The sequence below is a fragment of the Acidobacteriota bacterium genome (assembly GCA_009861545.1).
In the GTDB taxonomy this organism is placed as follows: Bacteria; Acidobacteriota; Vicinamibacteria; order Vicinamibacterales; family UBA8438; genus WTFV01.
Genome location: VXME01000046.1, coordinates 31157 through 55500 on the forward strand (window position 1 = coordinate 31157; position 24344 = coordinate 55500).

Genomic DNA, 24344 nt, shown 5'->3' on the forward strand with positions numbered 1-24344 from the left:
GAGCACTACCGTGCACTTGCCCGTGGACCTGCTGGCGTCCGTCGATCGACAGGCGCGGGCTCTCGCGATGAGCCGAAACCGCTACATCATTCGTGCGCTGGAACGGGCGCTGGCAACCGAGACGGGGTGGAGCGCCGAGTTTCTCGAAGCGCTCGGGTCGGCGCGGGCCGATGTCGAGGGTCGACGAGAAATGGAGGACCTCCGGGTCGCGGTCGCGGCCGGCCGGACGCGCAAGGGGCCTCCGTTGTGAAGTACGTCCTGGATACCAACACGTTGTCCTTTGCGATGGGCGGCGACGCCACGGTGTGCGAGCGCATCGTGTCGCACGGTCGTACCGACGTGCTCCTGCCGCAACCGGTCATCGCCGAAATCCAGTACGGTCTGGCACGGCTGCGGAAGTCGAAGAAACGGGAACGACTGACCCGACGCTTCGGGGTGTTCCTCGGCGAGCTGACGCGAGCCGTCTGGACCGATGAGGTGAGCCGGGCGTTCGGCAGGATCAAGGCCCGACTGGAACGCGAAGGCATCCGAATCGAGGATCTGGACGTGGCGATTGCCGCCCACGCGCTGGCGCTGGATGCGACGCTGGTGAGCGACAACGTAGCGCACATGAGCCGCATCACGGATCTTCGAATAGAGAATTGGCGAACCCGGCCCGCCGACTTCAGCACATGATCGATTCCCCATCCAATCTGGCGGCCGATATCGAGGTGCACAACGCGATCCTGCGCGCGCGGTACCTCGACGGCCACAAGACGTACACCAGTCGCGAAGTCAGGGAATTGTCGGGATCGGCCACGCGGAATCCGTCCGAACCGGCGTCACGCTGGAAGCGCCACCGTCGCATCTTCGGCGTGCCGGTCGGCAACCAGGATCATTACCCGGCGTTCCAGTTTGCCGGGGGCCGGCCGAGACCCGAGCTCGCAAGAATCCTGGCGGTGCTTCCCGCCGGCATGTCACCGTGGCAGCTCGCGTTCTGGTTCGCGTCGAGCAACCGCTGGATCGAGGACGACACGGCACCGCAGGGAGCTCTCCACGACATCGACCGCGTACTCGCGGCCGCCGCCGATCTCGCATCCGACGACATCGGATAGTTTAGGCTGCCGAGTGGTCCCCGATCCGCCGGACCGGCTTGCGCCCGTTCCGCCGCTGGAGCGACTGCCGACTGCCCGCCGAAGGAATCTCATTGCCTCAGGGGAGCGCTAGCGCGATGAGCTCGGGCGGCGCCGCTTCGCTGCTCCCCGTGCCCACTGCGACCACGATGTACTGCTTGCCCTCGTGCAGATACGTGATCGGGTTGCCGTAGGGGATGGACGGCAGTTCGATCGAACCGAGGTAGTCGCCGTTGTCCTTGTGGTACGCCGTGATCGCCCTTGCCGAGGCGTTCTGATCCTCGACGTAGCGGGCTCCCGAGTTGACGACGAGCAGGGTCTTGGTGACCAGCGGGCCGCCGCCGTGCATGCCGCCGTGGCCGCCGAGCGCCGGCAGGTTCAGGTGCCGGATTGCCGGGTGGTTGCGTGGGCCGTCGCCGTGCGGCGCCATCCAGACGTGGTCGCCGGTGTTGAGGTCGATCGCGGTGACGCGCTTGTACGGCGGCTTGACGAGCGGGAGTCCCTGCGGGCCGGGCACCGCGACGGCCCACGGATCGGTGAAGTAGCCGACCGTGGCCGGCGGCGGGTACTCGACGAGCTCCACGGCGCGGAGGCGCGTCTGCGACGGGACGAACAGGCGGCCGGTCTCCGGATCGACGGCCGAGCCGGGCCAGTTGATGCCCCCGCCGGGACCGGGCGACTGGATGATCGGCTTCCCCTCGCCGCGCACCGGCGGCGGCGTGAAGATGGGACCGAGCTGGGCCCGGTCGGCGATGCGGATTGCCTCCTCCCGGATCGCCGGGGTGAAGTCGACGAGGTCGTCGATGGTGATTCCCTGCAGGTCAAACGCCGCGGGCTTCGTCGGGAACGGCTGCGTGGGGGAGTACCACTCGCCGGGCACGTTGCCCTGCGGCACGGGCCGCTCCTCGATCGGCCACACCGGCTCGCCCGTGACCCGGTCGAATACATAGGTGAAGGCTTGTTTGCTCGACTGCGCGATCGCCTTGATCTCGCGGCCGTCGACGGTGATGTCCAGCAGGTTGCCGGCGGTGGGGAAGTCGTAGTCCCAGAGGCCGTGATGCACGGCCTGGAAGTGCCAGACCCGCTCGCCGGTCTCGGCGTCGACCGCGATGATGCTCTCCGCGAAGAGGTTGTCGCCGGGGCGCATGCCGCCGTACCAGTCGTTCGTCGGGGTGCCGGTCGGCAGGTAGACGTAGCCCAGCTCCTCATCGACCGCCATCGTGCCCCAGACGTTGGAATGGCCGCTGTAGCGCCACGACTCGTCGTGCCAGGTGTCGGCGCCGAACTCCTCCCCCTGCGGGATGGTGTGGAAGATCCATTTCATCTCGCCCGTGCGCGCGTCGAAGCCGCGCACGTGGCCCGGGTCGGCCTCGCGCCGGGTGAGGCTGGTGTCCTGCACGATGCTGCCGACGATCACCGTGTCGCCGGCGATTGCGAGCGGCTGCGAGTGGGTGAAGCGGGAGCGGTCGATCCCGCGGCCGAGGGAGGTGCTCAGGTCCACGGCTCCGTCGGCGCCGAAGTCGGCGTACTGTTGGCCGGTTCGGGCATCGAGCGCCACGAGCAGCAGGTCGTGCGTCGCGATGAAGATGCGCGCGTCGTCGCTCGCGTCGTCCTCCCAGTAGGAGACGCCGCGATGCTGCCAACCCATGTTGGCGGGGCGGTCGAGCCGATCGTAGGTCTGCGGGTCGTACGACCAGATCAGCTCGCCCGTGCCCGCGTCGAGCGCCGCCACCTGCCCGAGCGACGTGCTGAGGTAGACGCGGCCGTCGATCATCAGCGACACCGACTTGAACGGGCCGGGTCGGACTTCCTCCCGTTCGCGGGTGACCTCGGTTTCGATCGACCTCCAGCGCCAGGCGATCTCCAGGTCGGTGAAGTTGGCCGGCGTGATCTGATCGAGCGGGGAGTACTTCGTGTTGGCGGCATCGTGGCCGAAGTGATGCCACTCCGTGTCGGCCTTCGACTGCGCCGCAGCCGGTCGGGGCGCGGCAAGCACGAGCCCCGCAAGCAGAATCGCGACGCCGGTGGACCAGTATCGAAGTCGTCGGCCTCGGACCATTGGAGTCCCTCCTGTGTGGCGTATTCGTACGGACGGCAGGGGCCGGCCCGGACGTCCCGCCGATCATATGACGCGAACGCCCGGCCGTGCGCCGAGACGGAGCCGCGCGGTGCGGGAGTATGGTAGTATTGCAACTATATGGCAAAGGTCACCTATTCTCTGGACGACGCCACGGTGCGCCGGATCCGCCGGGCGGCGGAGCGTTTGGGCAAGCCGCAGAGCCACGTCGTCCGCGAGGCGGTCGCCGTATACGACGCGCGAACCGACCGGTTGAGCGAGGCCGAGCGGCTGCGCATGCTCGGGGTGCTGGACCGCTGGCGTGAGGAACAGGCTCCGCGCTCCCGCGAGAGCGTCGAATCGGAGCTCAGGGAGATTCGTCTGTCCCGTCGCGAGTCATCCCTGCAGCGTGCCGTCCATGACGATCCATCTTGACACCTCCGCGCTCGTCGGGGCGCTCACCGGACCGCGTGTCGTCGCTGACCGCCTGTATGCGTTCATAGACCGGAGCCATCGGTTGCGGATCTCCTCGATCGTCCTCTACGAGTGGTTGCGCGGGCCGCGCACGGCCGGCGAGCTGCGCGTGCAGGAGGACCTCTTCCCGCGCGAGCACGCTGTCCCGTTCGATCCCGAGGCCGCGGCCGAGGCCGCCGCCCTGTACACGCGACTGCCGCGCCCGCGCGGTCGGGACCTCGACCTCGCCATCGCCGCCTGCGCCCTGGTCGACGAGGCGGCGCTCTGGACGCTGAACCCGAAGGACTTCAGCGACGTACCCGGCCTCGAACTCGCCTGAGTCACCCTGCCGCGCAGAGTCGCCGCGCCAGCCGCTGGAACTCCGCCGCGAGGGTCCGCGTCACCGGCCCCGGCCGCCCTTCGCCGACGGGCTGCCCATCGACGCGGGTGACCGCGAGAACCTCCCGGGTGGTGCTCGTCACGAACAGCTCGTCGGCGGTGTCGAGGTCGGCCGGCCGCAACGTTTCTTCCCGCACGGGAACGCCGGCGGACCTGCCCACCTCGAAGACGAAGTTGCGGGTGACGCCTTCCAGGATGCCGGCGTCGACGGGCGGCGTGAGTGCGGCGCCGCCGCGGACGAGAAAGACGTTCGACTGCGCGCACTCGGCCAGCTCTCCGCGATGGTTGCACATCAGGGCCTCGGAGGCCCCGGCGCGCAGCGCCTCCTGCATGGCGAGGGCATTGTTGAGGAGGTTGTTCGACTTGATGCGCGGGTCGAGGGCCGCGGGGTGGTTGCGCATGATGGACGACCGTACGATGCCGATGCCGCGCGCCGCGACCTCGGGCGGCGTCTCCCGGTGCGGCCGGATGATGACCACGACCGTGGGCGCGGGGCAGTTCGCGAGGTCGTAACTGAGCTCGCCGGCCCCGCGGGTCAGCAGCAGCCGGATGCTGCGCTCGCCGGGCGCATCGACGGCCTGCATGGTGGCCAGGATGCGGGCCCTGAACGCCGTGTCGTCGAGCGGCGGCTGCAACGCGATGCGCTCCGCCGACGCGCGCAGTCGCGCGAGGTGGCGGTCGAGCAGGAACGGCTGGAGGTTGTAGGTGCGCAGCGTCTCGTAGACCCCCTCGCCGAACAGAAACCCGCGATCCAGGACCGGGACGCCGGCGCTCTCGCCGTCGCCGAGGCGTCCGTTGACGTCGATGGCTATGTGCATGGTCGCTGATTATCGCCTGTCGGCGTTTCCGCCGGGGGCGCGGGCCGCGCGGGACCGCCGCCTTGTCGGGACGGCCGTGCGGCGCGATGCGGGGCCGTGGCGACACCGGATAGGATCGCCGGGATGCGCATCCTCACCCCGGCGCAGATGCGCGACGCAGAGCGCCGCACGATAGACGACCACCAGGTACCGTCGCTGCACCTGATGGAGCGCGCCGGGGAAGAGGTCGTCGCCGCCATCGAGGCGCACGTGGCGAGCCGGCCCGGCGAGGCGACGGTTCTGTGTGGCCGCGGGAACAACGGCGGCGACGGCTGGGTGGCGGCCCGGCTGATCCGGCAGCGCGGGTGGAACGTGGCCGGGCTCCTGTTCGCGCGGGTGGACGAGGTGGCCGGCGACGCCCGTGTCAATCTGGAGCGGGCACGGGAGGCCGGCGTTCCGGTCGCGGAGGTGCTGGACGACGTCGCCTGGGATCCGTACCGGCGACGGCTGGGGGCCGGCGGCCTCGTCGTGGACGCGCTCTTCGGGACCGGGTTGAAACGCCCGCTGGACGGGTTGCTCGCCACCGTCGCGAACGACGTCAACGCCGCGGGCGGTCCGGTGGTGGCGATAGATCTTCCGTCCGGGTTGCTCGCCGACCTGTCGCGCCCGTCGGGGCCGTGCCCGAGTGCGACGCTCACCGTCACGCTCGGCGCGCCGAAGCTGGCCCTCGCCCTGCGACCGGAACCGGCCGGCCGGGTGGTGGTGGCGGACATCGGTATCCCGGCCGGCGTGATCGCGACCCTGGAAGGTCCGCGCATCGAGTTGCTCACGGCCGAAGCGATTCGTTCCTCGATACCGGTTCGTCCGGCGGAGTCGCACAAGGGCGACTACGGGCGGGTCGCGATCGTGGCGGGCTCGCGCGGGCGGACCGGTGCGGCGCGGCTGGCCGGGCTCGGCGCGCTGCGGGCGGGCGCGGGCCTGGTGACGGTGGCGGGGCCGGCGTCGTGCCGGGAGATGATCGCCGGCGAGCCGGAGTACATGACCCTGGATCTGCCGGACGCGGCGGGGGTGGTCACCGGGGCCGGACTGGCGGCCCTGCTGGCGGGCTCGTTCGACGTCGTGGCGGCCGGACCGGGCCTGGCGACGGGGCCGGGATGCCGTGCGATCGTGCACGGGCTGCTCGATCGTGCCGGGCGGGGACCGCTCGTGCTGGACGCCGACGCGCTGACCGTCTGCGCCGAGGATCCCGGCCGCCTGCGCGGCCGTCCGGAAGCGCCGGTCGTCATCACGCCGCATCCGGGCGAGATGGCGCGGCTGTCGGGCGCCACGGTCGACGACGTTCAGCGGGACCGGATAGGGGCAGCGCACGGGCTCGCTACCTCCCACGGCGTCCATGTGGTGCTCAAGGGCGCCCGGACCGTGATCGCCCGCGCCGACGGCGGGGTGCTCATCAACACCACCGGCAACCCGGGGATGGCCACGGGCGGCAGCGGCGACGTGCTGACCGGCGTCGTGGCGGCCTGGCTGGCGCAGGTGGAGGACGTCGGTGCGGCCGTCGCGCTGGCCGTGCACCTCCATGGTCTGGCCGGTGACCTGGCCGCGGCGGAAATGGGCGAGACCGGCGTGATCGCACGGGACATCGCGTACCATCTCGGCCGGGCGGTCGAGAAGCTGACCGGGAAGGACGACGACCGGTGACGACGACGCACGCCAGCCGCTCCGAGGCGGACACGATGCGCATCGCCCGCGATCTGGCCACCGTCCTGGAGCGGGCGCCGTCCGCCGTGCTCCTGTACGGCGATCTCGGGACGGGCAAGACGGCCTTCGTGCGCGGGCTGGTGGAAGGCGCCGGCGGCTGCCCGGACGAGGTCAGCAGCCCGACGTTCGTACTGATGCAGGAGTATCCCGGCCGCCGGCTCGTCCACCACGTCGACCTCTACCGCCTGGGCGGCGAAGACGTCGCGGATCTGGAGCCGCTGCTGGACGAGATGCTCGCCGCCGACGCCATCGTCGCCATCGAGTGGGCCGACCGGCTTCGCAGCCTGCCCGAAGCCGCCGTGCGCGTGCGCATCACCGACCGGGGCGGAGACGACCGCGAGATCACCGTGGACGGACCGGTGCCGCCGTGACGCGGCGCAGACTCCTGGGGCGGCGGGGGCCGGGACCGTACGCGGCGCGTTGCGACGGGTTCGGCCGGCGCTACTCGCTCTGGTAGTTCGGGGCTTCCTTCGTGATGACCACGTCGTGGACGTGGCTCTCTCGTACCCCGGCCGGCGTGATGCGAACCAGCTCCGCGTCGCGCCGGAGCGCGTCCAGGTTCGGCGCTCCGCAGTACCCCATGCCGGCCCGCAGCCCGCCCTCCAACTGGTGGATCATCGTCGCGACGCTGCCCTTGTAGGGGACACGTCCCTCTATGCCCTCGGGCACGAGCTTCTGCTCACTATCCTCGGGCCGGGACAGATCGAACTCCTCCTGGAAGTAGCGATCCGTGCCGCCGCCGCGCATCGCCCCGAGGGAGCCCATCCCGCGATAGTCCTTGAAGCTGCGGCCCTGGTAGAGGACGAGCTCGCCCGGGCTCTCGTCGGTGCCCGCGAACAGGCTGCCCATCATGACCGCGCTGGCGCCGACCGCCAGCGCCTTCGTGATGTCGCCCGAATAGCGGATCCCGCCGTCGGCGATGACCGGAACGTCGTACTTCGCCGCGGCAGCGGCGCACTCGGCGACCGCAGTGACCATCGGGACCCCGATGCCGGCGATGATCCGGGTCGTGCAGATGGAGCCGGAGCCGATGCCGACCTTGACGGCGTCCACCCCCGCCTCGGCCAGCGCGCGCACCCCGCCCGCGGTCGCGACGTTGCCGGCGATGAGATCCACCGACGGAAACGCCTGCCGCAGTCGGGCCGCCGCGTCGATCACGTTCTGGGAATGCCCGTGCGCGCTGTCGAGGACGAGCACGTCGACATTGGCGGCGACGAGCGCCTCGGCCCGCTCGAGGGCGTCGGCGGCGATGCCGACGGCCGCCCCGACCCGCAGGCGGCCGAGCGAGTCCTTGCACGCGTTGGGATACTTGATCGCCTTTTGGATGTCCTTGACGGTGATCAGACCGCGCAGGTTGAACTGCTGGTCGACGACGAGGAGCTTCTCGACGCGGTGCTGATGCAGGATGTCCTTCGCCTGCGCGAGCGTCGTGCCGACCGGCACGGTGATGAGCTTCTCGCGCGTCATCACCTCCGAGATGGGACGCTGGACGTCGCCGTGGAACCGCAGGTCGCGGTTCGTCAGTATTCCGACCAGGCGCCCCTCGTTGCGCCCGTCGGCCGTGATCGGCACGCCCGAAATCCGGTACTTCCGCATCAACTCGAGCGCCTGCGAGACCCGTGCTTCCGGCGAGAGCGTGATTGGATTGACGATCATCCCGCTCTCCGAGCGCTTTACCCGGTCCACTTCCGATGCCTGCGCCTGGACGTCGAGGTTCTTGTGGACTATCCCGATGCCGCCGAGCTGCGCCATCGCGATCGCCATCCGTGACTCCGTTACGGTGTCCATGGCCGCGCTGAGGAGCGGCAGGTTCAGGGGAATGCGCCGCGTCAGACGCGTGCCGACGTCCACCTCGCGCGGCAGGGAGGTCGAGTGGCGCGGGCGGAGCAGGACGTCGTCGAACGTCAACGCCGTCTCGACGGTGGCGCTGGTCAGCCGCTCGGTGGATGTCTCGATCTTGACTGTCATGCTGCACCCGCCGTTCACGCTCCGCAACACTTCTTGTACTTCTTGCCGCTGCCGCATGGACACGGCTGGTTGCGTCCGACCTTCGGCACGTTGCGGCGTACCGTCTTGACGCGGACGTCGTCGCCGCCCGTGCGAGCCGGTCGGGGGGCGCCGCCGGCCGCTGCGCCGGGGAAGGCCGGCGCCCGCTGGCCCGGATCGTTGAACGACAGCGGGGTCGCCTGCCGGGCCGGAACCGGGGAAGGCCGGTTGCCGTTGCCGTCACCGTCTCGCACCACGGGCCGCAGTCGCCAGAGATAACGCAGCGTCTCTTCGTCGATCCGCTGCTTCATCGCCTGGAACATCGTGAAGCTCTCGCGTTTGTACTCGACGAGCGGGTTGCGCTGGCCGTACCCGCGCAGGCCGATCCCCTCCTTGAGGTGGTCGAGGCCGTACAGGTGGTCCTTCCACTGCGAATCGACCACCTGCAGCATCAGGTCGCGCTCCACGCGCCGCAGCACGCCGCCGTCGAGCGCCGACGTTCTCTCCTCGTAGTGGCCCCGCGCCATCGACCAGAGCGCCTCGTGCATCTCGTCGGGGCTCTTGTCGTCGAGCTCTATCGCGTCGAGCTCGTCGGGATCGAGGCCGAACAGCTCCTCGACGCTCTGCCGGAGGGCGGTCAGATCCCACTCGTCCGGATCGACATCCCGCCCGCAGTGGGTCTGGACGGCCTCGTCGATCGCGCCCTCGCCCAGGGTCAGGACGTACTCGTGGGTATCGATCTCCTCGTCCTCCTCGATGATGATCGTGCCTTCGAGCAGCTCCCGGCGCAGCGCGTAGACGTTCTCGCGCTGCTTGTTCATCACGTCGTCGTACTCGAGCAGGTGCTTGCGGACGGAGAAGTTCTGCGCCTCCACCTGCTTCTGCGCGCGTTCGATGGCCTTGGTTACCATGCCGTGCTCGATCGGCACGCCCTCTTCCATCCCGAGACGGTCCATCAACCCCTGAATGCGATCCGACCCGAAGATCCGCATCAGGTCGTCCTCCAGCGACAGGTAGAAGCGCGACGACCCGGGGTCTCCCTGCCGTCCGGCGCGCCCGCGGAGCTGGTTGTCGATGCGTCGCGCCTCGTGCCGCTCGGTGCCGATGATGTGCAGCCCGCCCGCCTCGACGACGGCCTCGTGATCGGCCTGGGTCTGCGCCACGTGCCGGGCCTGGAGGCGATCCCAGTCCGCGCGCGGCACCCGATGGAAGCCGTCGTGCGAGAAATAGACGAACTCCTCGTCGTCGACGAACTTCTCCTCGCCCTCCGGCAGCCGCTCGGCCGCCTCGTCGGCCAGCGCCTGCCGGCGCGCCATGTGGTCGGGATTGCCGCCGAGCAGGATGTCGGTGCCGCGTCCTGCCATGTTGGTGGCGATGGTCACCGTGCCCGAGCGGCCCGCCTGGGCCACGATTTCGGCTTCCTTGTCGTGGTACTTCGCGTTGAGGACCACGTGCTTGATGCCGCGGCGCTTGAGCAGGCCCGACAGCCGCTCGGACTTCTCGATCGAGACCGTGCCGACCAGCACCGGCCGTCCAGCCTCCTGCTGCTCGATGATGTCGTCGACGATGGCGACGTACTTCTCCCGCTCGGTGCGGTAGACGAGGTCGGGCTCCTCGACGCGGATCAACTCGCGGTTGGTCGGCACCGAGAAGACGTCGAGCTCGTAGATCTTGGCGAACTCGGTGGCTTCGGTCTCGGCCGTCCCGGTCATGCCGGACAGCTTCTCGTACTTGCGGAAGTAGTTCTGGAAGGTGACCGTGGCCAGGGTCTGGTTCTCGCGCTCGATCTTGACCTTTTCCTTGGCCTCCACCGCCTGGTGCAGCCCGTCGCTCCAGCGCCGGCCGGGCATGAGGCGCCCGGTGAACTCGTCGACGATCACCACCTGGCCGTCCTTGACCATGTAGTCGACGTCGCGCTCGAAGAGGCTGTGGGCGCGCAACGCCTGGTTGATGTGGTGCAGGAGCGGCATGTTGGACGGGTCGTACAATCCGCCGGGCTGCAGGCGATGCTTGAGCAGCTTCTCGCAGATCGCCATGCCGCTTTCGGTCAGCGTGACGGTCTTGTGCTTCTCGTCCTTGAGGAAATCGCCGGTGTCCTCGAGCTCCTCCCGACGTTCCGCCGGTACGTTGCCCTGGGTGACGGCGCCCGGCTTCAGGCGCGGGATGATCCGGTCCACCTCGTAGTACAGCTCCGTCGACTGCTGGGCGGGCCCCGAGATGATGAGCGGGGTCCGGGCCTCGTCGATCAGGATGCTGTCAACCTCGTCCACGACCGCGAAGTGATGGCCGCGCTGCACGAACTGCGCCACATCGAACTTCATGTTGTCGCGGAGGTAGTCGAAGCCGAACTCGTTGTTCGTGCCGTAGGTGATGTCGCAACGGTATGCCGCGTGGCGCTCCGCGTCGCGCAGATCATGCTGAATCACGCCGACCGTCATCCCGAGGAAGCGGTAGATGCGGCCCATCCAGTCGGCGTCCCGGCGAGCGAGGTAGTCGTTGACGGTGACGACGTGCACGCCCTCGCCGGCGAGGGCGTTGAGGTAGGCGGCAAGGGTCGCGACGAGGGTCTTGCCCTCACCGGTCTTCATCTCGGCGATCTTGCCGCGGTGCAGCATGATGCCGCCGATGAGCTGCACGTCGAAGTGCCGCATGCTCAGCATGCGCCGTCCGGCCTCGCGCACCACTGCGAAGGCGTCGACCAGCAGGTCGTCGAGCGCGGCTCCCTGGTCGTGCTGCGCGCGCAGATCCGCCGTACGGCCGCGGAGATCGCCGTCGGAGAGCGCGCGTACTTCGTCCTCACGCTCCCCGATGGCGGCGACCAGGGGCTGAACGCGCTTGAGATCCCGCTGGTTCTGGGTGCCGAAGACCTTGGCCAGTAAGGTGTCCAGCATTATCGTGAGCGAGCTAGTTCGCGGCGAGCGCGTCCGTCGGGCTGATCAGCCGCAACGGGTTGATGGTGCGCCCGTTCACCCAGACCTCGTAGTGAACGTGATTGCCCGTCGCCCGGCCCGTCGCCCCGGCGTGTCCGATCAGGTCTCCGCGCTCCACGGTGTCGCCCGAGCGCACCGCGAACGTGGAGAGGTGGCCGTAGCGGGTGGCCAGTCCGAACCCGTGGTTTATCTCGACGAGGTTGCCGTAGGCGCCGCTGCGCTTCGCCGAGGCGATCAGACCGGCGCCCGTCGCGTAGACCGGCTCCCCGGGGCGCGTGGAGATGTCGATGGCCGGGTGGTAGTCGCGCGCGCCGGTGAAGGGATCGCGGCGGTAGCCGTAGGTTGCCGACACCCAGCCGTCGACCGGCCAGAGCGTGGGCGTCGCCGCGGCCAGGGCTTCGCGATACGCGACGCCGTGCCGCACCCCATCCAGCTCTTCGCTGAGCGAGTCCAACAGCTCGCGCAGGCTTCCGAATATCTGGCCGCCGACCGGGGCGGCGACGTCCGGACGCAAGGCTGCGGCCATCCTCGCCGGCAGCCGTTCGGTGGTCGTCCGCACCCGCAACGCGTCGAGCGGCGTGCGCGCAGCCAGGTTCTCGATGACCGCCTGCAGCGATGCGATGTCGCCGACGACCTCCGCCGCCGTGGCGCGGTAGTCCGAGTTCTCGATCTCGAGACGGGCGTTGTTCAGCCGCAGGTGCAGGATCTCGACGTGGGCGTCCCAGCCGACGTGCAGGAGCCATCCGAGCGGGAGGCCCGCCGCCGCGGTCGCAACGATCGCCGCGAGACCGGCCGATACGGAAAAACGGCGAACTGCCCCGGTTGCCCGGTCGGCGACGATGAATGCGTAGCGTCGTCGGATCATGAAGGGAGCACTCCCGATTCCGCCAGAAGTCCTTGGAATGTTCCGTGCCGGACGGAGCCTAGTGTATCACGCGATACTGGATCGCTTCTGCAACATGCATTCTTCCGATGCTCGGCGAATCGTCCAGATCCGCGATGGTGCGGGCCACGCGGCGGATGCGGTCGAACCCTCGTGCGGTGAGTCCGAGCCGCCGCACGGCCCGCTCGACGAGGGCCAGGCTCTCGGCATCGAGTCGGCCGTGACGCCGGAGCGCCGGCCCGCCGAGGTCCGCGTTGGTCGAGCACGGTTCGTCGCAGTAGCGCGCCGCCTGGCGGTCCCGTGCGCGGCGCACCCGCTCGAGCACCGCGGTCGAGTCCTCGGCGGGCGCGTCCCCGGCGAGCACCTCGAACGGGACGCGTTCCACGCGCACCGTGAGGTCCAACCTGTCGCGCAGCGGACCGGACAGCCGATCGTGGTACCGACGGATGTCCGTCGGACTGCACCGGCAGCGGTCGAGCGCCTCCCCGGCGTATCCGCACGCGCAGGGATTCATCGCCCCAACCAGCAGGAAGCGAGAGGGGAACTGCACCGTGCGCAGAGCCCGTGCGATGCGGACGACACCCTCCTCGAGGGGTTCGCGCAGCGCCTCGAGGGCGCGCCGGTCGAATTCCACGATCTCGTCGAGAAACAGGACGCCGTTGTGGGCGAGACTGACCTCGCCGGGTCGCGGGTCGCGTCCGCCGCCGATGAGCGCGGCGTCCGACGCGCTGTGATGGGGAGCCCGAAAGGGGCGTTCCGACAGCAGGCCGGCCGCCGGATCGAGCAGTCCGGCGACCGAATGGACGGCCGTCGAGGCCACCGCCTCCTCGAACGTCGGCGGCGGCAGGATGCCGGGCAGTCGCCGGGCCAGCAGGGTCTTGCCGGCGCCGGGAGGACCGACGAACAGCAGGTTGTGACGGCCGGCGGCAGCGATCTCGAGTGCCCGCCTCGCGCCGCGCTGCCCCCGGACGTCGACGAGGTCGAGCGCGGGGCGAACGGGTGTCGAAGCGGGTCGTTCCGGCACGCACGGCGCAGTCTCGGCGCCGTCGACCAGGTCGGCGACGATCTGCGCCAGGGAGGCGGCGGGGCGCAGGGCGACCTGCCGCACGATGCGGCCCTCCCGGAGGTTGGCCGCCGGAAGGACCAGGCGGTGACCGTGGCGCGCGGCGAGGAGTGCGACCGGGAGCACGCCCCGGACCGGCTGCACCCCGCCGTCGAGGGACAGCGCGCCCACGACGACGAGATCGTCGAGGAGCCGCGTCGGAAGCACTTCGGTGGCGGCCAGCAGCCCGAGGGCGATCGGCAGGTCGTAGCTGGCGCCGCTCTTGCGGACGTCGGCCGGGGCCAGGTTGACGGTGATCCGGCGCTCGGGAAACTCGAAACCGGCATGACGGATGGCGCTGCGGACGCGGTCGCGGCTCTCCCGCACCGTCGAATCGGGAAGACCCACCACGTTGAAGGCGGGAAGGCCGCCCGCGACGTCGATCTCGACGTCGACGAGCGAGGCCTCGACGCCGATCATCGCCGCGGACCGCAGCCTGCCCAACATGCCGCGTGCAGGTTGCAAACCCCGGTCCATATCGTCGAGTTGCTTCTTCCGGCGGTTTCGGGGACGGCGTGTGCAGTCTCTTCAGTCGATGCGGATCGAAGGCGGCGCAGAAACTGCGTTCCGGCGCGGCCACCTATAATCCCTCCGCACTAGCTTGCGGCCCAAGGCGTCACATGCGGCTCTCCATCATCGTTCCCGTCTTCAACGAGCGCGCGACCGTCCTGCAGGTGCTCGACCGCGTGGCGGCGATCGACTCCGAAGCGGAGATCGTCGTGGTCGATGACGGATCGACGGACGGCACGCGGGCGCTTCTCGCAGAGCGCGCCCGCCGGAACGACCGGAAGATCACGCTGGTGCAACATCCGGTCAACCGGGGAAAGGGGGCGGCCCTCGCCTCCGGCGTCGGTCGCGCTACCGGCGATTACGTCATCGTTCAGGATGCGGACCTGGAGTACGACCCGGCCGACTACAGGAAACTGATCGCCGTCGTGGACGCGCGACAGGCGGAAGCGGTCTACGGCTCGCGCTTCGGCGGAGGCCGTCCGAACATGTCGGTGCGTCATCGGATGGGCAACCGGTTGCTGACCGGTCTGACGAATGTGCTGTACGGATCGTCGCTGACGGACATGGAGACCTGCTACAAGCTGCTCCGGCGGAGCCTGTTCGTGGAGTTGGCGATTACCTGCAACCGCTTCGACGTCGAGCCCGAGATCACCGCCAAGCTGCTGCGGGCGGGGGTGACGATTCACGAGGTGCCGATCAGCTACACCGGGCGCAGCTTCGCCGAGGGGAAGAAGATCTCGTGGGTCGACTTCGTTTTGGCGGTATGGACGCTGGTGCGGCTGCGGGTTTCCGGCTGAGGCCCGCGCGCGTGGACGTGGGCCGGAGCCTCGCCTGCGGTACGCGCTGCGGTCGGCTCAGCTTTCCACGAAGACCCCGTGCGTCGCCGCAAGGTCGCGCGCCGCGGGGGTCACGATGGTGCGCTCGCCGATCACGATCGGCCGCGATTCGCGGATGGCGGCCCGGACGTCTTCCTCGCAGACGAACGGGACCGCCGTCGGTGGTCCGGCGGCGCGGCCCGGGTCCCGCGTCGGCGATGGAGGGACGGGCGCGCCAGCGGCGGCCGGCGCGTCCACCAGCGCCGCGACGCGTTCGGCTACCAGACGCCGGTCCAGCCCCGCCGCGCGCCCCGAGCGGCCGCCCCCCGCGTCCGAGTCCTGCTTCGAGGGCGAGTCGAGGGTGGCGGCTGCCTGGCGTGCGGTGCGCAACTCGTATGCCAGCCGCTTCACGTTGAGCAGATGGCGCGGCGAGATGTTGTCGGAGGTGACGTTGCCGCCGTGCCCGCCACAGCCGAGCGTCATCGACGGATCGAGGCCGGTCGTCATGCCGATGGAGCCGAGCGTCGCGGGCGTGTTCACCACTATGCGGAAGGCAGGTTTCCGCAGAGCGAACTCGAGAACGACCGACTCGTCTCTGGAGTGGATTGCCATGGTGTGGCCCATGCCGCCGTAGGCCAGAATCTGTCTGCATCGCTCGCAGCCTTCGCGCCAGTCCGCCACGACGTAGAAGGAGAGCACCGGGCAGAGCTTCTCGATGGACAGGGGATGGTCGCGGCCGACCCCGTCGAGCGGCGCGATGAGCGCCCGCGTGTGCTTCGGGACCTCCAGGCCGGCGCGCCCGGCGATCTCCACCGCCGTGCGGCCGACGAGCTTCGGATGCGGGAGCCGCTGCGGGGTGATCAGGACTCCGGCCAGGGCCGCCGTTTCGGCGCTGTTCAGGAAGTTCCCTCCCTGGGCCTGGAACTCGCGGCGCACCTCCTCGGCGATCGGGGCGTCGACCACTACCGAGTTTTCGGAGGAGCAGAGCAGTCCGTTGTCGAAGGTCTTGCCGGTGAGGACGTCGCGCACGGCCTTCCCGACGTCGGCGGATCGCTCGATGTAGGCGGGCGCGTTGCCCGGACCGACGCCGTAGGCCGGCTTGCCGGCCGAGTAGGCGGCGCGGACGAGACCCATGCCTCCGGTCGCGAGGATGACCGCGACCTCCCGCCGGCGCATCAACTCCTGCGTGCCCGCAAGGGTTACCGACTCCATCACGGAGATCGCGCCCTCGGGAGCTCCGGCGCCGCGTGCCGCACGCTCCAGCAGGCGCACGGTTCGGTTGATGCAGTCGACCGCCGCCGGGTGCGGGCTGATAACGATCGGGCAGCGCGCCTTCATCGCTACGAGCAGCTTGTAGATGGCGGTGGAGGTGGGATTGGTGGACGGGACGATCGCGGCGACCACCCCGAAGGGCTCTGCGATCTCCACGACGCGCCGGTCGTCGAGCCGCCGCAGCACGCCGACCGTCTTCATCGGTCGGATGAACTCGTACACGGTGCGCGCCGCGAAGAGATTCTTCCGGACCTTGTCGGCACGGACCCCGTAGCCGGTCTCGTCGACGGCGGCCGCCGCCAGTTCGCCGGCGTGCTCGGCGGCCGTCGCGGCCATGGCGCCGACGATGCGGTCCACCTGTTCCTGATCCAGCTCCGCCAGGGGGGATCGTGCCTCGCAGGCCCGCGCCGCGAGGCTGCGGGCCTGCTCCGTGGAGCGCTGGTCGATGCCCGAATCCAGTTCAGCCATGGCGGCGCAAGGGGTTCGCACCCAACGCCGGAGGACGCGCGGCAAAGGAGGGCCGGGCTCGTCCGACAATCGTCGCCCTACGCGACCGCTGCGGTCGCGCTACGGCCTCCGATTGCCGCCCAACCGGGCCCGGTCGGGAGGTCCGCACCGTTCTGCGGCGCAGACTCCTAGGTCGCGTCCCCGGCCGCGGGCAGGATCTTCTCGACCTCGTGATGCGGCCGCGGAATGACGTGGACCGAGACGAGCTCGCCGACCCGGCGCGCAGCGGCCGCCCCGGCGTCGGTAGCCGCCTTCACGGCGCCGACGTCGCCCCGCACCATGACCGTCACATAGCCGGCCCCGATGTACTCCTTGCCAATCAGCAGGACGTTCGCCGCCTTGACCATCGCATCGGCGGCCTCGATGGATCCGACGAGGCCCTTGGTCTCCACCATGCCGAGCGCTTCGAGTGTCATTCCCGCGTCAATCTCCCCGACGGAGGCGCCGCGCGCACGCAGCGCTGAACGGCCGGCAGACTAGCACATTGCCGAAGACACCCGCAACACGCTAGCATGGGTGACAGATGCTCTCTGTTCGTTCGACCCCGGTGCGCGGGGCGCTCGTTGTAGTTTGGCTCTCGACCTCACTTGGCTGTGCGGATCCCCCGGAACCGATTGCTTCCATCTCCGTGGAGCCCGATCGCGCGGCCGTATCCCTGGGCGCCCCTCTGGACCTGCGCTTCCGCTTCGACGTCCTGCCGGATCTCGCTGACGGACCCGGCGACGACTACCGGGTGTTCGTGCACTTCCTCGACGACCGCGAACAGATCCTGTGGACCGAGGATCACGATCCTCCCGTGCCGACGTCGCAGTGGACCGCGGGGCAGCCCATCGAGTACTCGCGGCGCGTGAAGATTCCGATGTATCCGTATATCGGCGATTCGATGATCGCGGCGGGGCTCTATTCTCCCCGGGACGGAACGCGCCTCCCCCTCGCCGGAAGCGATCTCGGTCAGATGGGGTACGACGTGGCGAGCATCCGGCTCGAGCCGCAGCACGAGAGCAGCTTCGTCACGTACGGCGACGGGTGGCACGAGGCGGAGATCAGCGCCGACGGGCGCAGGCAGTGGCGCTGGACGACCGGCCGGGGCGTGTTGTCGTTCCGGAATCCGAAACGCGACTCCCGGTTCGTCGTGGAGTTCGACGGCCGTGCGGACGTGTTCGAATCGCCGCAGAGGCTGTCCGTCGTCATCGGCGATCGTACGATCGAGGAATCGGAGGTGGATGCCACCGAGGTCGTCTATCTCACGTGCGACATCGCGGCGTCCGATCTCGGATCGGAAGACATCGTGAATCTGGAGCTGCGGGTGGATCGAACCTTCACACCCGCGGATATCGATGGCGAGGCGCCGGACGAGCGCGAGCTCGGCGTCCGCGTCTTCTACACGTACTTCGAGCCGCTCTGATTCTGGGCGGCGGCGGGTCGCTGCGCATCCGCCCACGGCGGGGCGCGACGACGGCGTGCGAACCGGCAGGCGGTAACCATGGTGCTGAAGTGGGGATTGATACTCTGCGGCGCGGCGGCGATGCTGGCCCTCGCCTGGGCGCCCGTCGCCTATGTGGTGAATGGGAAGGGTCGGGCCGCCCGCGAACGGGTGGAGTCCATCGTCGATCGTGCGGCACGGGCACCGGTCATGCCGGCGTTTCAGGGTAGCGGGAACGGCTTTCTCGACGCGCGGCCCGTCCCGGCACGGCTGGCGGAGCCCGTCGGGCAGGAGGCCTCTTCGGCAACCGGCGGCTACCGGGGCGAGGCGTCCCCGGCGGTACGGTCCGCGACGCCGGAACGGCCGTATGACCGTCTGGTGGAGCAGGCCGCGGCCCGCCACGGCGTCGACCCGGGTCTGGTGCACGCGTTGATCGAGGTGGAGTCCGGCTATCGCGCCGACGCGGTCTCCTCCGTCGGCGCGATGGGTCTGATGCAATTGATGCCGCGCACCGCGCGGCGCTACGGAGTCTCCGATCCGCTGGATCCGGCAGCCAACATCGACGCGGGAACGCAGCACCTGCGGGCGCTGCTCGACGAGTTCGGCCCCCTCTACGAGCTGAGCGCGCTGGCCGCGTACAACGCTGGCGAGGTCGTCGTCCGGCGGCACGGGGGAATTCCACCCTATCCGCAGACCCGCAGGTTCGTGCGCCGCGTTCTGGAGGTCCTGCTGTCACAACGGGGCCGGGGCGGCGGCGACTGACCGATGCACCGATGGAGTTTCGCTGCCGCCTCGGAACCGAGACCGGCGAGATCGTCGAACGGGTCTGCATCGCGGATAGCGAGACCATCCTCCGGCGGGACCTGGAGAAGGAAGGCCTGTACCTGCTGTCGCTCCGGCGACGGGGCGGATTCGCGTGGGCGGGCGCGCCGCTCGGGTGGAGACGGCGGCCCGGCTTGCGGGAGTTCACGGTCTTCAACCAGGAGCTGGCTGCGCTGCTTCGGGCGGGCATGCCGCTGCTGCAGTCGCTCGACATCCTGCGGCGGCGGACGGATCAGCCGGTCCTGAAGACCGTCCTGGACGACGTTCACGAGCGAGTGCGGGGCGGCTCCTCGTTGTCCGACGCGTTCGACAGCCATCGTGATCTCTTTCCCGGCGTCTATACCGCCTCGATCCTGGCGGGCGAGAAGAGCGGCAACCTCGAAGAGACGCTCCGGCGCTACGTGAGCTATGCCAGGGTCATCAGCGGCGTGCGCCGCCGGACGCTCTCGGCCCTCATCTACCCGGCCATCCTGCTGGCGCTGTCCGGCATCGTGGTGGCCATCATCGTCGTTCGCGTCGTGCCGGAGTTCACCAGCTTCTACGACTCGATGGGGGCGAGCCTGCCGGTTACCACACGCGTGCTGACCGGCGTCTCGCGTTTCGTCACCGAGTTCTTCTGGGTCCTGGCGCTCGCGGCCGCGGCGCTCGCCGGCGCGGTTTGGACGTGGAGCCGGCAGCCCGGACGCGGCGCGCAGCTCGACCGGTTGCTGCTCGGGCTGCCGTTCGTCGGCGACGTCGCCACCCGGTTCGCCACCTCACAGTTTGCGAGAACGCTGGCCACGCTGCTCGGCGGGGGCATTCCGCTCGTCAACGCGCTCGACGTCACGGCCCGCTCGGTCGGCAATCGCCACGTCTCCCGCAACCTGGAGACCATCGCCGGGGAGGTGCGCGAGGGCGGTGCGCTCTCGTCCTCGTTGGACGCGCGCGGGATCTTTCCGCCGGTGGCCGTCAAGATGGTAGAAGTGGGAGAGTCCACGGGGGCGCTGCAGGACATGCTGAACGCGGTGGCCGATTTCTTCGACGAGGAAATCGAGACGACGCTCGGGCGGTTCATGACGCTCATCGAGCCGTTGCTGCTGGTGATCATGGGTATCGTGATCGCCGGACTGTTGCTGGCGTTGTACTGGCCGCTGCTGCAACTCGGCGCCATCGTTTGATGACCGACGAGCGCCGGCCGGCCGCCCCACCCGGGAACGCGATGCTGGACGAAGCCGCCGACGCCTCCACGCCCGGCAAGCCGCCGGCGCCCGACGCCGACGCCGAGGTCGCGCGCGCACGCGCGCTCGCCGAGCGGTACCGCCTCGAGTACGTCGACATGGAGCGGTACTACGTCGATCAGGCTCTGCTGCGGTCGATTCCCGCCGACATGATGCTGCGCTACCGCTTCGTGCCCCGGCGCCGCACGGGCGAGGCGCTCGAGATCATCGTCTCGGATCCGACCGACCTGCCGATGATCGACGAGCTTGCGCTCCTGCTGGGCGCCCCGGTGACCGTGACGGTGGGAACCGCGTCGGCTATCGAGTCGATTCTCACCCGTAGCGAGAGCTCGCAGCGCGTGCTCGACGAGGCCACCGAGAGCTTCCAGTTGCAATTCCTGCGCGAGGAGGAGGCGGCCGACGAGAGCCTCACGGTCGAACGACTGACCAGCGACATCAGTCCGGTGATCAAGCTGGTCGACTCGATGATCTACACGGCCATCCAGCGGCGCGCCAGCGACATCCACGTCGAGACCCAGGACGACGCGCTGCACGTCAAGTACCGCATCGACGGGGTGCTGCAGGCGGCCATGCGGCCGATCGACAAGCAGTTCCACAGCGCCGTGCTGTCGCGCATCAAGGTGATGGCGGAGCTCGACATCGCCGAGAAACGGGTGCCGCAGGACGGGCGTTTCAAGCTGCGAATGCCCGGCAAGACCATCGACTTCCGGGTGTCGATCATGCCGAGCATCCACGGCGAGGACGCGGTCATCCGCATTCTCGACAAGGAATCGATCAGCGAGCAGTTCCGGGAGCTGCGGCTCGACATCCTGGGTTTTCCCGCCGACGAGCTGCGGCGTTTCCGCCGCGCCATCGCGGAGCCGTACGGCATGGTGCTCGTGACCGGTCCGACCGGCAGCGGGAAGACGACGACGCTGTACGGGGCGCTGGCGGAGATCACCTCGTTGGAGGACAAGATCGTCACCATCGAGGACCCGGTCGAGTATCAGCTCAAGGGGATCACCCAGATCCCGATCAACGAGCGCAAGGGGCTGACGTTCGCCCGCGGCCTGCGCTCGATTCTGCGCCACGATCCCGACAAGATCATGGTAGGGGAGATCCGCGACCCGGAGACCGCGCAGATCGCGATTCAGTCCGCGCTCACGGGCCACCTGGTGTTCACCACGGTGCACGCGAACAACGTCATCGACGTGCTCGGACGGTTCCTGAACATGGGCGTCGAGGCGTACCAGTTCGTATCGGCCCTCAACTGCGTTCTGGCGCAGCGCCTCGTGCGGACGATCTGCCGGGACTGCCGGCATCCGGTGACGGTCCCCGAAGAAGAGCTCCGGGAAGCGAAGATCGATCCGGCAGTCGCGGCGGAGCACACCTTCTACGAGGGCGGCGGCTGCATCGAGTGCGGTGGGACCGGCTACCGGGGCCGTACCGCGATATGCGAGCTGCTCGACCTGAGCGACCACCTCCGGGAGCTGATCCTGGGCCGGCGCCCCACGTCGGAGATCAAGCAGGCGGCGCGCGACGCCGGCATGCGCTTCCTGCGCGAATCGGCGGTCGAGCAGGTACTGCAGGGGAGGACCACCCTGCACGAAATCAACAAGGTCACCTTCGTTGCGTAGCAACCTCCTGCGGTCACTGTTCACGACCCCCGGTCCGGCGGTCGCCGTCTCGATCGCGCCGGAGCAGGTGACGGCGGTGCACGTGGAATCGGGCCGGACGGGGCCGCTGGTGCGGGGGCACGCGCGGTTGCCCCTGCCCCCGGGAGCCGTGACGCCCGCCGTCCAGGGCACGAACCTCGCGGACCCGGCTGCGGTTGCCGAAGCACTGGATGGCGTGCTGGAGCGGCTTCCGCGCCGCCCGCGCCGGATCGGGCTCCTGCTGCCGGATGCCGCGGCCAAGGTCTCGATGGTGCGGTTCGCCAGCGTGCCGGCCCGGGCCGCGGATCTCGACTCCATGCTGCGCTGGCAGGTACGAAAGACCGTGCCGTTCGACGTGGACGAAGCGCAGGTGGACTGGATGCCGGGCCGGACGACCGCCGGGGGCGAGCAGGAATTCGTCACGGTTCTCGCGCATCGCGCGGTGATCGAGGAGTACGAGCGGGTCTGCGCGGCGGCGGGAATGCACGCCGGGCTGGTGGACCTGCTGAGCTTCAGCCTGATCGAAGCGGCGGTCGCGTGCGGCGCGACCGACCCGACCGCGGATTGGCTGCTCGTGCTCGTCGGTGGAGGCTCCAGCACGCTCGCCGTGGTGCGCGACCGGCATCCGCTCCTGTTCCGGACCGTTGCGGATGGGCAGCCGCCGGGCGACCTCGTGCACCAGACGGCGATGTACTACGAGGACCGGCTCGGAGGCGGTGGGCTCTCCCACGCGCTGATCGCCGGGAACGGCGGGGCGCAGCACGGTTTCGAGGCCATCCGGCGGGCCATCGAGGGCCGGTTGGCGATTGCGGTCGAGCCGATTGCGAACCGGCTCGCGCGTCTGCTGCCGGACCGGGACGGGCTCGATGCCGCCGCGCTCGACGGCCTGGCGGCGCCCCTGGGACTACTCCTGCGGACGCGTCCGCCGCGGCGGGCGTCCGCATGAGGTGCCGAGGATGAATCTGGCGACGCGACCGTTCTACAACGAACGCGCGGTTCATCTCGTCGTGGCGGCGGTCGGGCTCGCGATCGTCGCGATCCTCGCGCTGGAGGTCGTCCGCTTCGTGGCGCTGTCGCGGGCGCACGGCGAGCTGACGCTGGCGGCGGAGACGGCCGAAGGCGAAGCGGCCGCCGTCTCGACCCGAACGGCGCGACTCGAGCGCGAGATGCCTCGCGACGCAACGGCCACTGTGGTCGCCGCAGCGGAAGAGGTCAACCGGCTGATCGAGCAGCGGCTGTTCTCGTGGACCGCCTTTTTCAACGTCATCGAGCAGACCCTGCCGGCGGCGGTGATGCTGACCGCGGTACGTCCGGACGCGGACGAAGAGGGGACCAGCGTCGATCTGGCGGTGATCGGCCGCACCGTCGCCGACATCGAGGAGTTCATCCGACGACTCGAGCAGACCGGGGTCTTCGCGGACGTGCTGGCCCGGCAGGGCGAGCTGAACGAGGAGGGCATGTACCGGGCGCAGTTGCGCGGGCGCCTGGTGCGCCCCGATGAGACGACGGCCGGCCGGGACGAACCGGCGGAGGGAGCATGAGCCGGACCCTCGCGTTCGTTCGGCGGGTGATTGCGGAGAAACGCGTCGTCGCTCTGCTGTTGGCGATCGGCCTGATCGTCGACGCCGGCCTCTATGCCCTCGTGGTCTATCCGGAGTTCGTCAGGGTGGAGAACGCCGGTCTGCGCGCGGCGGCGGCCTCCGCCGGACTGGAAGCGGCGCGGCGGCGCTTCGAGACCGCGCGGCTTGCGGCGGACGGGATGGCGCGCGCCGAGGCCGGACTGCTTGCGTTCCACCAGGACATTCTGCCGCGTGACCTGGCCGGCGCACGCGCGCTGACGTTCGCCCGACTCGCGGGGCTCGCGTCCGAGCACGCGCTGTTGATGGAACGGCGCGCTTCGGCGACGGACCGCGAAGAAGGCAGCCTCCTGGCGCGCCTGCAGGTCTCGATGTTGCTCAGCGGGGCGTACCGGGACATCCGCCGGTTCATTCACGCGATCGAGACCGCGCCCGAGTTTCTCGTCATCGAGGAGATCGTCCTGAGCCGGGGAGACGAGTCGGAGGCCGGCGAAGTGCTGAACCTGATGCTCTCCACGTACTATCGGCACCATGACCATGCCGAGCGCCTCGAGCCCTAGGAGCCTGCACGGCAGAAGCGGCCCGTGGAGGGCCGCGCTCCGGCGTGTGCGCGAGCGCCCGGACCGCGCAACGCGCGGCTATTCCTTCGTCGAGTTGCTCGTCGTCAGCAGCATTCTCCTGATCCTCGCGTCGGCGGTGGCGCCGCTCGCGCAGGTGACGATGCAGCGCCAACGGGAATCGGAGCTGCGGCGGGCCCTGCGCGAGATGCGGACGGCCATCGACCGCTACAAGGACGCGGTGGACCTCGGCGTCATCGGGGGTACGGATATCGATCCGGAGAACCAGGGCTATCCGCCCAGCCTCGGCACGCTGGTGGAGGGCGTGGAGCCGGTCGACGAGAGCACCGGCGGCGTGCTGCGCTTCCTGCGGCGGATTCCGATCGATCCGATGACGAAGAGCACCGACTGGGGCCTGCGGTCCTACCAGGACGATCCGGACGCGACACGTTGGGGTGGGGATAATGTGTACGACGTCTACACACGGTCGCGGGGCATGGCACTCGACGGCACGCGCTACCGGGACTGGTGACA

Annotated in this window: 24 protein-coding genes; 16 read left to right on the forward strand and 8 right to left on the reverse strand. The window is 69.6% G+C overall.

The window, feature by feature from the left end; translation table 11 throughout:
- Positions 1-10: 10 nt before the first annotated feature.
- From F4X11_07355 to F4X11_07365, 3 genes are read left to right on the forward strand one after another with little or no spacing between them, the layout of a single operon-like run.
- Positions 11-250: a hypothetical protein gene (locus F4X11_07355; protein MYN64827.1), complete on the forward strand. Its 240-nt coding sequence runs from the start codon at positions 11-13 to the stop codon at positions 248-250.
- Positions 247-675 (forward strand): type II toxin-antitoxin system VapC family toxin, encoded by a 429-nt coding sequence (locus tag F4X11_07360; GenBank protein ID MYN64828.1) that lies wholly within the window; start codon positions 247-249, stop codon positions 673-675. Before F4X11_07355 ends, F4X11_07360 begins: the two co-directional genes overlap by 4 nt.
- On the forward strand, positions 672-1094 hold the full coding sequence (locus F4X11_07365) for a hypothetical protein (protein ID MYN64829.1): 423 nt from the start codon (positions 672-674) through the stop codon (positions 1092-1094). Before F4X11_07360 ends, F4X11_07365 begins: the two co-directional genes overlap by 4 nt.
- Before the next feature lie 97 nt (positions 1095-1191).
- On the opposite strand, the gene F4X11_07370 is transcribed toward F4X11_07365, so the two are convergent.
- Positions 1192-3171, reverse strand: coding sequence for a PQQ-binding-like beta-propeller repeat protein (locus tag F4X11_07370; protein MYN64830.1), 1980 nt, complete (start codon positions 3169-3171; stop codon positions 1192-1194).
- A 138-nt stretch (positions 3172-3309) separates the two neighbouring features.
- On the opposite strand from F4X11_07370, the gene F4X11_07375 reads away from it, so the two are divergent.
- The gene (locus F4X11_07375; protein MYN64831.1) at positions 3310-3603 is read left to right on the forward strand and encodes a ribbon-helix-helix protein, CopG family; all 294 of its coding nucleotides are present in this window, start codon (positions 3310-3312) and stop codon (positions 3601-3603) included.
- Positions 3587-3961 (forward strand): type II toxin-antitoxin system VapC family toxin, encoded by a 375-nt coding sequence (locus F4X11_07380; GenBank protein ID MYN64832.1) that lies wholly within the window; start codon positions 3587-3589, stop codon positions 3959-3961. Before F4X11_07375 ends, F4X11_07380 begins: the two co-directional genes overlap by 17 nt.
- Before the next feature lies 1 nt (position 3962).
- Here the strand turns inward: F4X11_07380 and F4X11_07385 are convergent, their stop codons facing one another.
- Entirely contained in the window at positions 3963-4838 is an 876-nt protein-coding gene (locus F4X11_07385) for a branched-chain amino acid aminotransferase (protein ID MYN64833.1), read from the reverse strand.
- A gap of 123 nt (positions 4839-4961) precedes the next feature.
- Here F4X11_07385 and F4X11_07390 point away from each other — a divergent pair, with 123 nt between their 5' ends.
- Positions 4962-6515 (forward strand): NAD(P)H-hydrate dehydratase, encoded by a 1554-nt coding sequence (locus F4X11_07390; GenBank protein MYN64834.1) that lies wholly within the window; start codon positions 4962-4964, stop codon positions 6513-6515.
- Entirely contained in the window at positions 6512-6946 is a 435-nt protein-coding gene (tsaE, locus tag F4X11_07395; protein MYN64835.1) for a tRNA (adenosine(37)-N6)-threonylcarbamoyltransferase complex ATPase subunit type 1 TsaE, read from the forward strand. The genes F4X11_07390 and tsaE overlap by 4 nt, the downstream gene beginning before the upstream one ends.
- Positions 6947-7016: 70 nt before the next feature.
- Here tsaE and guaB read toward each other — a convergent pair whose 3' ends face one another.
- Genes guaB through F4X11_07415 form a run of 4 tightly spaced genes read right to left on the reverse strand, consistent with a single transcriptional unit; the run spans position 7017 to position 13923 of the window.
- Positions 7017-8510, reverse strand: coding sequence for an IMP dehydrogenase (gene guaB / locus F4X11_07400; protein ID MYN64836.1), 1494 nt, complete (start codon positions 8508-8510; stop codon positions 7017-7019).
- 47 nt (positions 8511-8557) lie between these two features.
- Positions 8558-11452, reverse strand: a complete 2895-nt coding sequence (secA, locus tag F4X11_07405; GenBank protein ID MYN64837.1) for a preprotein translocase subunit SecA — start codon at positions 11450-11452, stop codon at positions 8558-8560.
- Between the two features lie 13 nt (positions 11453-11465).
- Positions 11466-12356 carry a M23 family metallopeptidase gene (locus F4X11_07410; protein MYN64838.1) on the reverse strand — a complete coding sequence of 297 codons (891 nt, stop codon included), beginning with the start codon at positions 12354-12356 and terminating at the stop codon, positions 11466-11468.
- Positions 12357-12414: 58 nt separating this feature from the next.
- Entirely contained in the window at positions 12415-13923 is a 1509-nt protein-coding gene (locus F4X11_07415; protein MYN64839.1) for a YifB family Mg chelatase-like AAA ATPase, read from the reverse strand.
- 173 nt (positions 13924-14096) lie between these two features.
- Between F4X11_07415 and F4X11_07420 the strand changes: the two genes are divergently transcribed.
- A complete protein-coding gene (locus tag F4X11_07420) occupies positions 14097-14783 on the forward strand; it encodes a glycosyltransferase family 2 protein (GenBank protein MYN64840.1) in 687 nt (228 codons plus the stop codon).
- A gap of 57 nt (positions 14784-14840) precedes the next feature.
- On the opposite strand, the gene F4X11_07425 is transcribed toward F4X11_07420, so the two are convergent.
- Both F4X11_07425 and F4X11_07430 read right to left on the reverse strand, forming a co-directional pair.
- Positions 14841-16541: an aldehyde dehydrogenase family protein gene (locus F4X11_07425; protein MYN64841.1), complete on the reverse strand. Its 1701-nt coding sequence runs from the start codon at positions 16539-16541 to the stop codon at positions 14841-14843.
- Positions 16542-16708: 167 nt separating this feature from the next.
- On the reverse strand, positions 16709-16996 hold the full coding sequence (locus F4X11_07430) for a BMC domain-containing protein (protein ID MYN64842.1): 288 nt from the start codon (positions 16994-16996) through the stop codon (positions 16709-16711).
- Positions 16997-17208: 212 nt separating this feature from the next.
- Here F4X11_07430 and F4X11_07435 point away from each other — a divergent pair, with 212 nt between their 5' ends.
- The 8 genes from F4X11_07435 to F4X11_07470 all read left to right on the forward strand — a co-directional run bounded on the left by F4X11_07435 (position 17209) and on the right by F4X11_07470 (position 24342).
- Positions 17209-17985: a hypothetical protein gene (locus F4X11_07435; GenBank protein ID MYN64843.1), complete on the forward strand. Its 777-nt coding sequence runs from the start codon at positions 17209-17211 to the stop codon at positions 17983-17985.
- 228 nt (positions 17986-18213) lie between these two features.
- Positions 18214-18765 carry a lytic transglycosylase domain-containing protein gene (locus F4X11_07440; GenBank protein MYN64844.1) on the forward strand — a complete coding sequence of 184 codons (552 nt, stop codon included), beginning with the start codon at positions 18214-18216 and terminating at the stop codon, positions 18763-18765.
- Positions 18766-18776: 11 nt separating this feature from the next.
- On the forward strand, positions 18777-19982 hold the full coding sequence (locus F4X11_07445) for a type II secretion system F family protein (protein MYN64845.1): 1206 nt from the start codon (positions 18777-18779) through the stop codon (positions 19980-19982).
- Between the two features lie 41 nt (positions 19983-20023).
- Positions 20024-21658 (forward strand): type II/IV secretion system protein, encoded by a 1635-nt coding sequence (locus F4X11_07450; protein MYN64846.1) that lies wholly within the window; start codon positions 20024-20026, stop codon positions 21656-21658.
- A complete protein-coding gene (locus tag F4X11_07455; protein MYN64847.1) occupies positions 21651-22622 on the forward strand; it encodes a hypothetical protein in 972 nt (323 codons plus the stop codon). The genes F4X11_07450 and F4X11_07455 overlap by 8 nt, the downstream gene beginning before the upstream one ends.
- A 10-nt stretch (positions 22623-22632) precedes the next feature.
- Positions 22633-23217 carry a PilN domain-containing protein gene (locus F4X11_07460; GenBank protein MYN64848.1) on the forward strand — a complete coding sequence of 195 codons (585 nt, stop codon included), beginning with the start codon at positions 22633-22635 and terminating at the stop codon, positions 23215-23217.
- Positions 23214-23813 (forward strand): hypothetical protein, encoded by a 600-nt coding sequence (locus tag F4X11_07465; protein ID MYN64849.1) that lies wholly within the window; start codon positions 23214-23216, stop codon positions 23811-23813. The genes F4X11_07460 and F4X11_07465 overlap by 4 nt, the downstream gene beginning before the upstream one ends.
- Positions 23791-24342, forward strand: a complete 552-nt coding sequence (locus F4X11_07470) for a type II secretion system protein (protein MYN64850.1) — start codon at positions 23791-23793, stop codon at positions 24340-24342. The genes F4X11_07465 and F4X11_07470 overlap by 23 nt, the downstream gene beginning before the upstream one ends.
- The last annotated feature ends 2 nt before the right edge of the window (positions 24343-24344 follow it).